The following is a 15,275-nucleotide window of genomic DNA, read 5'->3' on the forward strand; positions in this document are numbered from 1 at the left end:
GTGGTCGGCAACACTCTATCTACAAATTTAAGTATCTCATAAAAATAGATACTCTTGGGTTTATAGGTACATCCCGTCCCTAAAAAACCTAACTTAATCATACGAGGAGGTAGAAATAAATGTCCTGGAAAAATGATTGCTGGAGTTCTCAGAAAAAGCATTGTAATGATGATTGGTGGAAATCTAAAGAAAAGTGTCATTGTGATGACGATTGGAGTTCTCAGGAAAAACATTGTAATGATGATTGGTGGAAATCTAAAGAAAAGTGTCATCGTGATGATGATTGGAGTTCTAAACGAAATAAGTGTCGTTGTAAATGTTTCTTTATTTGTTGCCATTGTAAAAGAAAAAATTGGTAATATTTTTAATGTCAACGTAAAGGAAAGAATATGTCTTTTGGAACCAATCGGGCTTTTCCGGAAAGTTGATCCCTCACCTACTTCCTTGCTTTTGCTGAATTTTTAGATGGGGGCATTACTGCCCGGCAAATACTAGAATGTAATATATAAAAAGCTGACTGCTTATAGTCAGCTTTTTATATATTAACACGTAAAGGTTTAAACAGACATATAAGCAGTCACGCTTTGTCATCACCTTGTTGTTGTAAATTAGTATTTCTCCATTGAATAGACATTCCATAATATCGTATTTTGATTAAAACTAAAAAACATACTTAACACTAATAGTAAAATTTTTCTTCTTCATCAAATTCACTTCTTTTCTTTTTATAAACATAAAAAAAAGGATCTCTATTTATATAGAGATCCTTTCTAACTTTATAATTTACTAGACTGTAACCCCTGAATAAACGGAACTACTTCAGGATTTACAAGCGATGATAAATCACCTAATTCTTTTCCTAAGTAAGCTGCTTTAATAACACGGCGCATTACTTTAGAATTACGTGTTTTCGGTAAATCTTCTACAACGTGGATGTCTTTAGGACACAACGCTTTTCCAATATGAGAGTTTACTAAACTCATTAATTCTTTCTTTAATTCTCCTGTGAATGTTACATGATCTCTTAACACTACAAAACAATGACAAACTTCACCTTTTACTTCGTCAGGTACACCAATTGCAGCAGCTTCGATTACATCGTTATGTTTCACAAGAATAGATTCATATTCAGCAGGTCCAATACGTTTACCTGCAATATTTAACGTATCGTCTGAACGCCCTGTGATGATATATTGTTCACCATCGTAAATGACCCAGTCACCGTGGACCCATTTATTTTCAAAACGCGACCAATATGTGTTTACGTAACGTTCATCATCTTCCCAGAAGCTTTTCGTCATACCTACCCAAGGTTTCTCTAAGCATAATTCTCCGACTTCATCTCGAATTGGTTTACCTTGATCATCCAGTACGACAGCTGCCATTCCTGGTAAAGATGCGTTAAAACTAATCGGTGCTATTGGCTTAATAAGAACATTACCGAAAATCCCACCAGAGATTTCAGTTCCGCCTGAGTAGTTACAGATTGGGACATTTCCTTTTCCAACTGTTTCAAACAGCCACATCCATGGATCAGGATTCCAAGGTTCTCCTGTTGATGCGAATACTTCCAAACTCTTTAAAGAATGTTTATTGACATACTCATCACCTTTTGCCATCAATGCTCGGATTAACGTTGGCGAAATACCTAGATGAGTAATCTCATATTTATCAACTGTCTCCCATAACCGGTCTGCTTCTGGGAAGTCTGGAACACCTTCGTACATAACCATCGTTGCTCCATTAATGAGTGAACCGAATAATAGAAACGGCCCCATCATCCAGCCCATATCAGTTACCCATAATACACGATCACCTTGTTTAATATTCATTCCAAATCCTGCATCAAAAGCTGCTTTCAAAGGAAACCCTGCATGCGTGTGTACTGTTCCTTTCGGCTTACCAGTCGTTCCTGATGTATAAATGAGCATTAATGGATCATCACTTTGCATTTCCTCGGCATGTATGAATGGTTTTTCTTTTTCTAGCGTACTCCACGAAAAGTCATAGTTATGTGGTGTAAAATCATTTCCTGCATGACGAACGATAACAACTTTTTCAACAGTTGGGCAATGTTCACAAGCTTTATCTACTTCATCTTTTAAAGAAACAATTTTACCTCGGCGTGAAAATCCATCTGCGGTAATAATCATTTTTGAACCTGCCGCTTGCACACGTGTCATGACTGCATCAGATGCAAAGCCTGAGAATATTGGTGAAATAATTGCTCCGATTTTCATTACAGCTAGCATCGCAACAACTGTTTCTGGAATCATCGGCATATAAATTGTTACACGATCACCTTTTTCAATACCCGCGTGTTTCAAACCATTTGCAACACGGCTTACCCAGTTGTCAAGCTCTTCATATGTAAATGATTTTGAAGTTCCATTTTCCCCTTCGTACTGAAGTGCTGGCTGTATTCTCGTCTCTTCATCCGCAAGCCAGCGAGATAAAGCTGATTCTACAACGTTACATGTTCCGCCATTATACCACTGTGCAAACGGTGTACCATTTTCTAAATCTAACACGTCTGTATAAGGTTTCATCCATTGATAGCCTACTGCCTTTTCTGCCTCTCCCCAAAACCAAGCTGTTTCCTCAATAGATTTATTATAAAAAGTTTCATAGTCTTCATATCCCAATGATTTCATCCAACCATATAAACGTGTTTTTTCCTTGTACTCTTCTGTTGGAAACCAAACTGCTTGTTTCAATGTTTTCCCCTCCTTAACTTTTTGAGCAAGAAAGCCCTAAATAGGGCTTTTAAACTGGATATACAGGATGTTTACGATCTGTGAATACTTGATATTTACTCATATACATTTCGAAACGTCCTTTTAACTCTTCACGTAAATTGTTTGGATGAACAATACCATCAATCACCATCTCTGATGCTAAATGATAAATATCAATATCTTTCTTATACTCTTCACGTTTTTCAGCAATGAAGCTAGCACGCTCTTCTTCTGGTAAAGCTGCAATTTTATTTGCATATACAGCATTAACCGCAGCTTCTGGACCCATTACCGCAATAGAGGCTGTCGGTAATGCCAGACAGCAATCTGGTTCAAATGCTGGACCTGCCATCGCATATAAACCAGCGCCATATGCTTTACGAACAACGATAGAAATCTTCGGTACAGTTGCTTCACTCATTGCAGAAATCATTTTTGCACCGTGGCGAATAATACCGGCACGCTCTACTTTTGTACCAATCATAAATCCTGGTACATCCGCAAGGAATAATAATGGAATATGATATGCATCGCATAAATTAATAAACTTAGCAGCTTTATCAGCTGAATCGTGGAATAATACGCCGCCCTTCATACGCGGCTGATTTGCAATAATCCCAACTGCCTTACCATCAATACGTGCTAAGCCTGTAATTAGCTCTTGAGCAAATAATTTTTTCACTTCATAGAATGAACCTTCATCAATAACTCTATTAATGAGATCTTTCATATTGAAAGGAGCATTTTGATTTTCTGGAATGATTTGTTCTAACGTTTTATCGAATTGTTTCGGTTCTTGAGGTGTAACCAATGGAGTCTTTTCTAAGTAGTTGTTTGGAAAATATGAAATGTATTGTCTTGCTTGTGTAATCGCATCTTCTTCTGTCTTACATAAAACATCTCCGCATCCTGATACAGAGCAATGCATACGAGCTCCGCCCATCTCTTCTAAAGTTACCTTCTCACCGATAACCATCTCAGCCATACGAGGAGATCCTAAATACATAGATGCATTTCCTTCTACCATCATTACAACGTCGCAAAAGGCTGGAATATAGGCACCACCAGCTGCAGAAGGTCCAAATAATAAGCATACTTGAGGAACTTTACCTGATAATTTCACTTGATTATAGAAGATTCTTCCTGCACCACGGCGCCCTGGGAACATTTCTACTTGATCTGTAATACGCGCTCCAGCAGAGTCAACTAAATAAAATAACGGAACACGTAGTTTTTCAGCTGTTTCTTGAATACGTAAAATCTTTTCAACTGTGCGTGATCCCCATGATCCAGCTTTTACAGTAGAATCATTGGCCATTACACACGCAGTACGACCATGTATTTTACCCGTTGCCGTTACAACGCCGTCCGCAGGTAAGCCTGTTTGTTCACAGTTAGCAAATAATGCATCTTCTACATATTCGCCATTATCAAATAGAAGCGCTAAACGATCTCGAACAAATAATTTTCCTTTTGCTTTATTTTGTTCATGATACTTTGGTGCGCCGCCTTGTTTAATCGTTTCAACTCGTTCTTCAAATGAATTAGATTGTTGTTTTTGATCTAACATATTTACTCCCCCTTATACGTTGGTGTGCGTTTTTCCTTGAATGCTTGTAATCCTTCTAATCTATCTTTCGTATGGATTACACCTTCATACGCTTGTTTTTCCATTTGTAATCCGGTATGTAAATCAACTTGAATACCATTTGAAATTGCCTCTTTTGCTAATCGAACAGCAATAGGTCCATTACTAGCAATTTTCTCTGCTATTTCAATCGCTTTCTCTTCAAGTAAATTAGCTGGTACAACAAATTCTACTAAACCATATTCTTTTGCTTCTTGCGCTGAAATACGTCTACCTGTATAAATTAATTCTTTCGCTCTACCAACACCAATTAATCTCGGTAAGCGCTGTGTACCACCCGCTCCTGGTATAATTGCAAGTGTCGTTTCAGTAAGACCAAGACTTGCAGATTCAGCAGCAATTCTAAAATCACAAGCTAAACTTAATTCCGTACCACCACCAAGTGCGATTCCATTTATAGCAGCAATAACTGGCTGTGGTAATTGTTCAACCATCTCCATAGTCGTGCGAATCATACTAACAGCATGGCGAACTTGTTCCTCATTCATACCAGCACGTTCTTTTAAATCAGCACCAGCACAAAATGCTTTTTCACCAGCACCTGTTAGAATAACTACACGCGTATTGGACTCTTCACTTATTTGAGTTAATATGTTTTGTAACTCTTCTAATAACGCTAAAGATAATGAGTTTGCTTGTCTTTCACGATATAACGAAATCTTTACAACGTGAGGTGTTACATAATCAACTGAAATGTTTTGTAATTGTAGCATCTTCTCACCTACTTATCGTTTTATGTTGAAGCGCTCTATACACATGACTCGGTAATTGGATATTTAGCTTACTTTGAATAAATTGACTAGCTCGCAATAACTTTTCTTCGTCTATATTCGTTTGAACTCCTAATTTATGGAGCATATGTACTAGGTCATCAGTAGCAACATTACCTGATGCTCCTGGTGCATAAGGGCAGCCCCCGAGTCCACCACAAGAACTATCAAATGTTGTAATACCGTATTCTAATGATTTAACTACATTTGCTAGAGCCATTCCATACGTATTATGAAAATGCATGGCAAACTGCGAAGCATCATACTTCTTTAATAGATGTTCTAATACTTGTTCTACTTGTAATGGATTCGCTACACCGATTGTATCCCCAAGAGAAACTTCATAAATGCCGTATGAAAATAGTTGATTACATAATTCGTCAACTGCTGTGACACTTATATCCCCTTCATAAGGACATCCAAATACAGTAGAAACATAGCCTCTTACCTTTTTCCCTTCGAATAATGCCTGTTTTGTTATATCTTCGATTACAACTAACGCTTCTTTAATCGATTTATTAATATTACTTTTATTATGAGATTCACTTGCTGATAAAAAAACATTCACCTCATCTACATTTTGCAAAAAAGCTCGTTCCAAACCATTTTGGTTCGGAACAAGCGCAGCATATGTAACATTTGGATCCCTCTTCAGCTCAGAAAACACATCATTTGCATCCGCTAATGCTGGGACCCATTTTGGGTGAACGAATGAGGAAACTTCAACATACGACAATCCTGCTTCTGTAAGTAGTTGAATCCATTTTACTTTATCTTTTGTGCCAACAATCTTTTTTTCATTTTGTAAACCATCACGTGGTCCTACTTCTTTAATGACAGCAAAATTAGGTAGTTTCAATTCGCTTCCCCCTATATCTCCCTATTCAATTTCTAATAATACATCTCCTTCATTTACAAAATCGCCTTCTTGCACATTAATTTTCATAACTGTGCCGGCTTCTTCTGAAATGATTGGGATTTCCATTTTCATAGATTCTAAAATGACGACATCCTGCTCTTCCTCTACTGTATCTCCTACTCCTACAACAATCTTCCAAACGTTTCCTGCCATCGATGCGTATACTTTCGTCATCATTTTTTCCCCCTTAATATTGTTAAATCTTATTTTTTAACGAGTTGTTTCGTTACAAAACCCGTTGTATAAATACCCGCTTTGAACACTTCGTCTTCCAAAACTTGCAGTAGCATTGGCGTATTCGTTTTAATACCTTCTACTTTTAATTCTTCTAGAGCATCATGTAATTTCGAAATTGCTTCTTCACGAGTCTCGCCATGTGCAATGACTTTCGCAATCATTGGATCATAGAAAGGTGTAATCGTTACATGATTTTCTAAGAAGTGATCAATTCGTACATTTGACGGTAATGTTAAATCTGTAATTTTCCCAGGTGACGGGAAGAATGTTTTCGGATCCTCTGCATAAATACGAGCTTCAATGGCATGACCACTACGTTTTACATCATCCTGAGTAAATGATAGTTTCTCTCCACTTGCGATAAGGAGTTGCTGTTCTACAAGGTCTAATCCCGTAATTTCTTCTGTCACTGGATGCTCTACTTGTAATCTCGTATTCATTTCTAAGAAATAGAAATTTTTCTGATCATCTACAAGAAACTCAACTGTACCTGCATTTGTATAGCCAAGTGCTTTTGCAGCTTGTACAGCAACTTCTCCCATCGCCTTTCGTGTACCTTCATCTAAAAATGGTGAAGGTGCTTCTTCGATTACTTTTTGATTTCGGCGCTGTACCGAACATTCACGCTCCCATAAATACACTGTGTTACCATGTGTATCTGCTAAAAGCTGAATTTCAATATGATGCGCATCTGCTATATATCGCTCTAAATACATTTCTCCGTTACCAAAGAAGTTTTGCGCTCTTGTTTTATTACTTTCAAACGCTTTGGTGAGCGTTTGCTCAGTTTCCATCAACTGCATACCAATGCCTCCGCCGCCTGCGGATGCCTTAAGCATTAATGGATAACCAATTTGTTTTGCAATTTCAATTGCTTCTTCAGCAGTTTCAATATTTGTAGTAATACCTGGGACTACTGGGACATCTGCTGCTTGCATTGCGATACGTGATTCGATTTTACTTCCCATCTTCGTAATGATTTCTTCTGAAGGACCGATAAATACGATTCCTTCTTCTTTGCAGCGAACCGGAAAAGACGGATTCTCTGATAATAAACCATAACCCGGATGAATTGCTTCTGCATTTGTCTTCTTAGCTATTTCAATAATTTTTTCAAGGTTTAAATAGCTTTCTTGGACACGCGGTCCACCTACTAAGTAAGCTTCATTTGCCATTTTCACATGAAGGGCATTTTCATCTGCTTCAGAATAAATAGCAACAGTGCGAATACCAAGTTTTTGACAAGTTTTCATAATACGAACAGCGATTTCCCCGCGATTCGCAATTAATATTTTTTGAAACATAGTGATTCCTCCCTTTTATCTACATCCTAAATGTCTAGCAATTACGAGACGTTGAATTTCAGAAGTTCCTTCACCAATTTCTAATAGCTTCGCATCACGAATATGTCGTTCAACTTCATATTCACGCATATAGCCATATCCACCATGAATCTGTACTGCTTGATTTGCAATACGGCTTGCCGCTTCCGATGCAAATAGTTTTGCCATTGCCGCTTCTTTGCCGAAAGGTTTATCGTTATCTTTTAACCAAGCTGCTTTATGTACTAAATTACGAGCTAATTCTACTTCAGTCGCCATATCAGCTAATTTAAATTGAATCGCTTGGAAATTAGAGATTGACTTTCCAAATTGTTGACGTTCTTTCGCATATTGCAATGCACGTTCAAAGGCTGATTGCGCAATACCAACTGCCAATGCTGCGATTGAAATACGCCCTCCATCAAGTGTATATAAAAATTGTTTAAAACCTTTATTTACATCACCAAGAATATTTTCTTTCGGTACACGAACACCATCAAGTACGATTTCACAAGTATTAGAAGCACGAACACCCATCTTATCGTAAGGACTTGAAATCGTTAATCCTTCACTCGTAGTAGGCACGATAAATGCAGAAATACGTTTTCTACCATTCTCTTCAACACCGTTGACAGCGGTTACAATAATTGTATTTGCATACTCTGCGTTTGTAATCCAACACTTCTCACCACTGATTACATACTCATCACCATCTAATACCGCTTTCGTTTGAGTACCACCTGCATCTGATCCAGCATTCGGCTCCGTTAATCCGAAGGCACCTAATGTTTTACCTGATGCCATTGGAACTAAATACTTTTGTTTTTGTTCTTCTGTACCGAAATAATAAATTGGAGAAGCACCTAATGAAATTGTTGCAGCATAGCTTAAACCGGTGCCACCACAAGCGCGACCAATTTCTTCAACTGCTAACGCATACGATACCGTATCACCACCTGAACCTCCATACTCTTCTGGGAATGGGATGCCTAATAATCCTAGTTCGCCCATTTTTTGAAATGTTTCATATGGAAACTCTGCAGTTTTGTCATAATATACAGCTTTCGGTGCGATTTCCTTTTCAGCAAAGTCACGTACCATTTCTTTAATCATTTGTTTTTCGCGAGTTAGAGTAAATTCCATTCCGCTACACACCCCTTATCGAATATTGAGTTTCGACAGCGTGCGAGTTTCTACTACAAACATAACAACTTAAAAGACAGGAATATCAGTTAGACAATTGCTACAATTCTGTCATAACTTAATTTTAAAACAGATTCTGTACTAATGCACAAAAAAATTCCTACATTGTTCTACAACAACATAGGAGGTTTTGTGTCGAATTATGTAATTTATTGTTTAATAATCTCTACCTTTTCCGGAATCAGAAATTTCTACTAATGCTTCAGGGTATGGTTCGAAATATGTTTGTCTTAATAAATACTTTTCATCAAATCGAATAGCCCATGATTTTAAAATTGTAAGTAAACTACTAAGTGGTATTTTCTTTTCTGCATACTTTTGTAACAGTTCTATAAAATGATCTTTTTCTTGTTTTTTTAACTTTGTTTTAAAATATCCAAAAATGTGCTCGCATACATTTACATTCGATGTATAACGGGGCGCACGCATAAATAATTCATATAAAGTCTTCTCATAGTTTTCAAATACCACTTCAATCTTTTCATTTTTTTGATTTGCAATTATACGTCCTAATTCCTTTTGTTTCACCTGATTATATGCCATAAATAAATATTTATTGTCCGACTGAAACGATACAAGGTCTTTTATATTTTTACTATGTTTAATCATTTTGTAATATGCGATTGTAAATAGCCTTGTAAAGAAATGCTCTCTAATAATAAAATTCGACAATCTGCCTTCCTCTTCAATAGGAAGATGCGAAAAATTTTTTACTACTGCTCCGCCGAATAAGCCAGCTCCTTTTCCCTTTGCTGGCGCTTTTTCAAAACCAGAATAAATTTTCACATCACGCGTACCACAACTTGGTGAACGATTCTTTAAAATAAAACCATCCACATCCGGTATCGTTTGTAAAAAGTCATTTGAAAACTGCTCCATTTTTTCAGTTACATCTTCTCGTGTCGACGGTTGCACAAGTCTATTCTCACCATTTTCTTCTACAATTCGTATCGTTTCACGAGGAGTCCCCAATCCAATCTCCACTTCTGGACAAACAGGTATAAATGTAACAAATGGCTGCAAATTTCGTATTGTTACATCTGGAATCATCTCTCCATTATAACGACAAGCATCAAATTCTAAACACTTACTTACGACGATTGTAGGTTTTGCAAATTGTCGCATCTTATTACCTCCTTATTGCTAGCCCGTATAATATAAATTGTACTAAGATTAACATTTTAAGCAAAGTTTGATTCAGTTATTTTTATGAGAAATATATATCCAATGATATATTAACAATCATTCAACTCTATTTTCTATAAATGTGCGCCCTATTAATGAGGGTTTAGATATTGTGAAATGAATAATACACACATGCTTCGGAGAAATTAATGATTAAGAAAGGAGGGATTGTTATGAAAAAGAAATTATCATCTATCTTAAGTGTTTTAGCACTATCTATTATGTTTTTAGGTACATCTACGCAAGCTGAATACGATGGAAATAATATGAATAGAGTTAATAACACTGATATTTCAACTCGAGTAAATGACAATAACTTAGACAGAGTTAATAATGATGTAAGAACTCGAAATGTTAATACAACAAATGATTTAAATGATAATCGTGATAGAAATAATAATTGGGCTTGGCTTGGTTTATTAGGACTAGCAGGATTATTAGGTCTTAGAAAAAGAGACAAAGAAACACGCTGATTTAGAATGTTTTTAGTAAACAAGTACTTATTTATCAAAAATATATAATGAAAATAAATCGCCTTTTTAAAGGCGATTTATTTTTACTTAAAAGTAATGTATGTAATTCACATTTCAACGCTTACATTCGTGGAGTTAATCCATACAATATAAATTGAATCGTATTTTCAATTTCCGCTTCATCATTCCATTTTTCTTCAGGCAATAATAAAAATCGTGTTAATAATAAACCTAATACAGCTGATAAAGTAAGACGTAGTACGGAAGATGGTGGTATCTCAATAATTTCCCCTACTTCTTGAAATTTCACAATCAACTTTTTGAAATGTGAAAACAGTTCTGTTTCTACTAATTGCTGTATTTCATTTTTCAGTTCTGGTTGGAATGGCACCTCTTGAATTAATATTTTTATCATAGGAAAGTGTTTTTGAGCAAATTTAAACCTATTATGAATTACAACCCTTAAAAGTCTTTCATATGATTCATACTCCGATTTAAATATTTCTTTTGCAAAGGTTTGTACGAAAAATGGTGCAGCGAACTTAGTTAAAGTTGGCATTACGACCGCTAGTAATAAATCTTTTTTCGTCTTATAGTAGCGGAAGATTGTTCCTTCCGCTACACCAGCCCGTTTTGCAATTTCACTTGTTGAAGTTGAAGCGTATCCTTTTTCTCCAAACATATCAACAGCCGCCTCTAATATTCGCATTTGACGTTCATTTCGTTTATCCGTATTAGTTGCAGCTATTAATTCCTCCAGCCAATCCTTCTGCATTTATAAAGCTCCTTTTTGTCATTATTATATTTTGCGATGTTTCTTTAAAGCAAATACATTTCCTACTGCAAATAATAGTGAAAAAAGTAATAATACAGTAAGTTTTATGTTTTATCTTATAATAAATAGTAGTTTATTATAAGTGCTTAATTATTAACTTTTTTCCAAGTGATATATCAGCGATATTTTATGTTTATTCCGTATAAGTGTTAGCAAGTTCGTTTGCAAACTTGTTAGCACTTTTTTATTGGAACTCTGGGACAACACACACTTTTGCATAAACTCCATTCTTCATTGCAAACTGTTCTAACGTTTTTTGTCTATATTCCGTTAATGTAAAAAAATGAACAATTGGCACCTTACCATTATACTTCTCCTTATAATAAATAGTAAATTCACCATACCTATTCATTTTCTCACTGTTTACGTGCATCATTTGAGTGCGATCTATTTCAACAGCATTTAAAATCCCCTCTTCATCTCGGAATTTTACATCCGGAATAATTGTCTTCTTTTTATCATCTATTTTATAACGTATAGGAGTTTCTATCTGCCAGTCATCCGGACAAAACAGATAGAGCCAAGCTTCATTTCTCATAAGGCTGTGCGCTAATCGAATTGTTGGTACTATCTTTTCTGTATCATCAAATAGCGCGCGCCCTTTTTTATTTAAGTAATATACATATTCTTTTTTATACACTGTACTATTAACAAAAGAGCCCAAATCCTTTAGTATACGGTTTGCATTTCTTATGCCACCTAAATCATGTATAGCCATTAAATGCCTACGTGTAGCAAATTTCAGCTTTCTAATCGAGGTCAGAATCATCATCTGACGATTCAATTTGATGTGTGTTTGTATGTTCATGTTTCTCCACCTCATATTGTTTTAGTGCATTCCACATCGTTTCATTAGAAATATAAGGTACTTGAATTTCTGTTAACCTATCCGTTTTAAACAAAGCGCGTCCAGGTATACTTTTAATCGATTCCAATCCACACTCATCTATAACTACTTGAGAAGCTGTTTGTGTCGGTAATCTAAATCCTAGCTTCGCATCTGAATTTTGCTTAACTTGTCGCGGCAATGTATCACCGGTCGGATATTGTGTACAAAAAATCAACCTGAATCCAAGTGCCCCACCAATCCTCGCTATATAAGACAGCATTCTCTGACAAGCAATTAATAACTTTTGCTGGTCTTTACTCATACTTTTATCCGGGCAAAGTTCAGCACCTTCATCAACTATGACAAAATGTCGTTCTTTTATATTTGTTTCCACAACGTTTGTATAGTGCTTTTCCTTCATAAAGCACATTTTTTCTTCCATCTTTTCAAGAATTGTATTTAAAACTTGAAACGCTTGAATCGGCTTTTCCGCTATAGATTCAACTTGCTTTAAATTTTGATATGGCCCGAATTCTAATCCGCCTTTTAAATCAACAATGTATAAATGCGTATGGTCTGATTGTGCTGTAATAAGAGATGTCATTACATTCTTTAAAAATACAGTTTTCCCCATACGTGTTAAACCACCTAAAGTCATGTGTGGAGTTTTATCAAAATCATGATAAATTAATTCTTCTAAGCTTTGCCCTATAGGTACAAGCCATTTTCCTTGTTCGACTAATGTTTCGGACCATCTCCACTTATTAGGTATGTCTTTATGAAATACTCGAATGCTTAATTTATAATTATCATAATGGATTCGAACAGGTTTGTTTAATCCTTCGCTCACAACGTCCTCAACCTTTTGAATAATTTTGCTGGGCATACCTACAGGTAAAGTGTAAATATATGTTGTGCTGCGATCATCATCAATTTGTTTTTGAAACGTAGGATAATGCAACTTATCGTCCCTTTTAATAGCGATCCCACTCACCTCAAAAAAGACTTGGATTTTCTTTTTATCATCATCTTTTCGTTTGAACTTATTACTTACTAATCCATAAGTTAATGCTGCTGCGGGAATCAATAGCAACTCCAACATAAACATTTCCCCCTTAAATATCCTATAAGGATATCATTGCACTCTTTTGGAATATAACGAGACAAGCATTTTCTTATACCCTTCTTATTGTCCTGACCTTCCATGTTGTATTCCTTCATAGAAACACCATTAGCACATAACGTAGAAGGTATAAAAACGAGCCTGTAAGCGTTGTGTACAAAGTAATACGCGGAAGCCAATGTGGAACACTCTTCCCCATTTTTTCTGCTGTCTTCATTGCAACTACTGACAAACCTGTCGCCGTCCAAATAACTACTGCTTCTCCTGCGAGTGTCATACCTATTCCTCCTCTTCTTTTTCACGGAATATAATACCTTTTTTCGCAAGTACTACATCATAACAGTCCATGAGAATTTCCCAATTTAAAATGTCTTCTTCCTCACCGTACAGATCCTCTTCAATAACCTGGGATAAACTGAAATATCTTTTATACTCCTTGTTATTAAACACTTCATGATTTTTCATGTGATTCATAATGGATTCTGTTTCTGATCTGGATCTTGATTCATTGTACATAGACCGTAATTCTTTTGAAGGATGTAAATATGGAGTTGTATTCAAGTGGTTATACTGCCAACGCATATAATCCTCTCCCCTCTTGATGTCCTTAGTTCCACTTGGTATTCCTCGTGGTCTTGATATAGGTATATGAACTAGAAAGAAGGATTTTGCCTGTCCAAGCGAAAAAATAAAAGAAAGGCTTAGTACTTTTTTGTTAGGAGGATAAAAATATTATGCGAAGTCGTTTAAAAGAAATTTTAGATAGCAAAGGTTTCAAGTATAGCTTTATTGCAAAAAAAGCATCAATTTCAAATTCAACTATGACAAACTTAATTAAAGGAGCTACGCCTACACTGCCTGTTGCATATCGTATTTCCAAAGTGCTCGGATTACATATAGAGGACATTTGGTTTGAAGAAGATTAAAAAACATGCACGTATAGTGATAAAAAATAGCCCTTCTAAAATGTTACATTAATTGGTATGATTTACTTAATTTTAGGAGGGATTAACATGAAGAAACCTTTTTATAAAAAATGGTGGTTTTGGGTAATTACCGTGATTATTGTTGCCGCTGGAATTGGAGGGAATAATAGTGATACTAAGAAAGAAACCACACAAGTAAGTACTGTTGAATCTAAACCTAAGCAAGAATCGGAACAACGAAGTTCGGAGGAAAAAGAAGATAAGAAAAAATCTTTAGCTGAAGAAAAAGAACGTTTAAAGAAAGAAAAAGAAGAAAAAAAGAAAACAGAAGCATTAGAAAAGAACGCTAAAAAGAAAAAAGATGAAAATACAGGATTAACAGTAGATACATACACAAAACGAGTAAATGATGCATTAGAGGAAATGGGAGAGAAAACAAAATTAAAGGTTTCCTCAACAAATATCTTAGAAGATGGAAAAACCGCTATTAATCTATCTCCAGACATCATAATTTTCTTGGAAACCGATAAAAATAAAAACATAAAAAAAGCGTCATTAGCGATGACTCCAAATGCTTATTTTACTGAAATAGAAGATTTTAAATTTGCTTTCTTATTATTAATAGGAACAATGGACGATTCTTTAAGTTTTGGTGACCGTAATCTAATTAAACAAAAACTTGGTATTAATGACGAAAAAGTATTTAGTAAGGACCATTTAAAATCATTTAAGAATAACGGAATACGATATACATATAAAGGAAGTATCAAAAATAATTTCATCTTACAAGCAGAATATTAAAAAATAAAAAAGTAGGTGTACAACTACTCTATGAAAATAATTCGCTCTATTTTCAATGTCTATCGCATATTCGGGAAAATTTTAAGGCCTATACTACGTTCATTGTCTAAAAGTAAATTTTAATAACATAAAAAAAGGGCCATCAAATGATGGCCCTTTTTGTTTACAAAATTATTCTTTTGTATAGTAATACTTTAATCCTTTAGCATCCAACCACGCTGTTGCTTTATCTAGCTCGCTACCTTGACGATAATCCGACTCGAAAT

At 35.5% G+C, this 15,275-nt stretch carries 18 protein-coding genes; 4 read left to right on the forward strand and 14 right to left on the reverse strand.

All coding sequences use genetic code 11. The annotated features are described in order from the left end of the window. Window positions 1–132 precede the first annotated feature (132 nt). Window positions 133–465, forward strand: coding sequence for a hypothetical protein (locus MR168_RS27835; RefSeq protein WP_103597400.1), 333 nt, complete (start codon window positions 133–135; stop codon window positions 463–465). Between the two features lie 311 nt (window positions 466–776). On the opposite strand, the gene MR168_RS27840 is transcribed toward MR168_RS27835, so the two are convergent. The 8 genes from MR168_RS27840 to MR168_RS27875 form a co-directional block, all read right to left on the reverse strand. Next, window positions 777–2,717 carry an AMP-binding protein gene (locus MR168_RS27840; protein ID WP_000806472.1) on the reverse strand — a complete coding sequence of 647 codons (1,941 nt, stop codon included), beginning with the start codon at window positions 2,715–2,717 and terminating at the stop codon, window positions 777–779. A 49-nt stretch (window positions 2,718–2,766) separates the two neighbouring features. Beyond that, on the reverse strand, window positions 2,767–4,308 hold the full coding sequence (locus tag MR168_RS27845) for an acyl-CoA carboxylase subunit beta (protein ID WP_069604100.1): 1,542 nt from the start codon (window positions 4,306–4,308) through the stop codon (window positions 2,767–2,769). A 2-nt stretch (window positions 4,309–4,310) separates the two neighbouring features. Continuing rightward, window positions 4,311–5,099, reverse strand: a complete 789-nt coding sequence (locus MR168_RS27850; protein WP_000939818.1) for an enoyl-CoA hydratase — start codon at window positions 5,097–5,099, stop codon at window positions 4,311–4,313. Window positions 5,100–5,103: 4 nt separating this feature from the next. Next, the gene (mvaB, locus tag MR168_RS27855; protein WP_000775436.1) at window positions 5,104–6,015 is read right to left on the reverse strand and encodes a hydroxymethylglutaryl-CoA lyase; all 912 of its coding nucleotides are present in this window, start codon (window positions 6,013–6,015) and stop codon (window positions 5,104–5,106) included. Between the two features lie 21 nt (window positions 6,016–6,036). Beyond that, window positions 6,037–6,252: an acetyl-CoA carboxylase biotin carboxyl carrier protein subunit gene (locus tag MR168_RS27860; RefSeq protein ID WP_001987345.1), complete on the reverse strand. Its 216-nt coding sequence runs from the start codon at window positions 6,250–6,252 to the stop codon at window positions 6,037–6,039. Window positions 6,253–6,278: 26 nt separating this feature from the next. Then, a complete protein-coding gene (locus MR168_RS27865; protein ID WP_016098542.1) occupies window positions 6,279–7,616 on the reverse strand; it encodes an acetyl-CoA carboxylase biotin carboxylase subunit in 1,338 nt (445 codons plus the stop codon). 15 nt (window positions 7,617–7,631) lie between these two features. Beyond that, entirely contained in the window at window positions 7,632–8,777 is a 1,146-nt protein-coding gene (locus MR168_RS27870) for an acyl-CoA dehydrogenase (protein WP_000397282.1), read from the reverse strand. 216 nt (window positions 8,778–8,993) lie between these two features. Beyond that, complete coding sequence (locus MR168_RS27875) at window positions 8,994–9,962, reverse strand: YbgA family protein (RefSeq protein WP_086412092.1); 969 nt, start codon at window positions 9,960–9,962, stop codon at window positions 8,994–8,996. A 233-nt stretch (window positions 9,963–10,195) separates the two neighbouring features. Here MR168_RS27875 and MR168_RS27880 point away from each other — a divergent pair, with 233 nt between their 5' ends. Further along, complete coding sequence (locus MR168_RS27880) at window positions 10,196–10,495, forward strand: WGxxGxxG family protein (RefSeq protein ID WP_086412091.1); 300 nt, start codon at window positions 10,196–10,198, stop codon at window positions 10,493–10,495. Window positions 10,496–10,616: 121 nt separating this feature from the next. Here MR168_RS27880 and MR168_RS27885 read toward each other — a convergent pair whose 3' ends face one another. The 5 genes from MR168_RS27885 to MR168_RS27905 form a co-directional block, all read right to left on the reverse strand. Further along, window positions 10,617–11,270 (reverse strand): TetR/AcrR family transcriptional regulator, encoded by a 654-nt coding sequence (locus MR168_RS27885; RefSeq protein ID WP_086412090.1) that lies wholly within the window; start codon window positions 11,268–11,270, stop codon window positions 10,617–10,619. A gap of 244 nt (window positions 11,271–11,514) precedes the next feature. Continuing rightward, window positions 11,515–12,138 carry a replication-relaxation family protein gene (locus MR168_RS27890; RefSeq protein WP_242291645.1) on the reverse strand — a complete coding sequence of 208 codons (624 nt, stop codon included), beginning with the start codon at window positions 12,136–12,138 and terminating at the stop codon, window positions 11,515–11,517. Continuing rightward, window positions 12,080–13,261, reverse strand: a complete 1,182-nt coding sequence (locus MR168_RS27895) for an FtsK/SpoIIIE domain-containing protein (RefSeq protein ID WP_242291646.1) — start codon at window positions 13,259–13,261, stop codon at window positions 12,080–12,082. The genes MR168_RS27890 and MR168_RS27895 overlap by 59 nt, the downstream gene beginning before the upstream one ends. A 115-nt stretch (window positions 13,262–13,376) precedes the next feature. Next, on the reverse strand, window positions 13,377–13,559 hold the full coding sequence (locus MR168_RS27900) for a hypothetical protein (RefSeq protein WP_242291647.1): 183 nt from the start codon (window positions 13,557–13,559) through the stop codon (window positions 13,377–13,379). 2 nt (window positions 13,560–13,561) lie between these two features. Further along, the gene (locus MR168_RS27905; protein WP_001267633.1) at window positions 13,562–13,864 is read right to left on the reverse strand and encodes a hypothetical protein; all 303 of its coding nucleotides are present in this window, start codon (window positions 13,862–13,864) and stop codon (window positions 13,562–13,564) included. A 152-nt stretch (window positions 13,865–14,016) separates the two neighbouring features. Between MR168_RS27905 and MR168_RS27910 the strand changes: the two genes are divergently transcribed. Continuing rightward, complete coding sequence (locus tag MR168_RS27910; protein ID WP_242291648.1) at window positions 14,017–14,208, forward strand: helix-turn-helix transcriptional regulator; 192 nt, start codon at window positions 14,017–14,019, stop codon at window positions 14,206–14,208. Between the two features lie 87 nt (window positions 14,209–14,295). Continuing rightward, window positions 14,296–15,009, forward strand: coding sequence for a hypothetical protein (locus tag MR168_RS27915; RefSeq protein WP_242291649.1), 714 nt, complete (start codon window positions 14,296–14,298; stop codon window positions 15,007–15,009). A gap of 171 nt (window positions 15,010–15,180) precedes the next feature. On the opposite strand, the gene MR168_RS27920 is transcribed toward MR168_RS27915, so the two are convergent. Then, window positions 15,181–15,275: N-acetylmuramoyl-L-alanine amidase C-terminal domain-containing protein (locus tag MR168_RS27920; RefSeq protein ID WP_282093737.1), on the reverse strand; the 95-nt coding region annotated here is incomplete at its 5' end.

This window comes from Bacillus cereus group sp. BfR-BA-01356 (assembly GCF_022663635.1).
GTDB lineage: Bacteria > Bacillota > Bacilli > Bacillales > Bacillaceae_G > Bacillus_A > Bacillus_A cereus.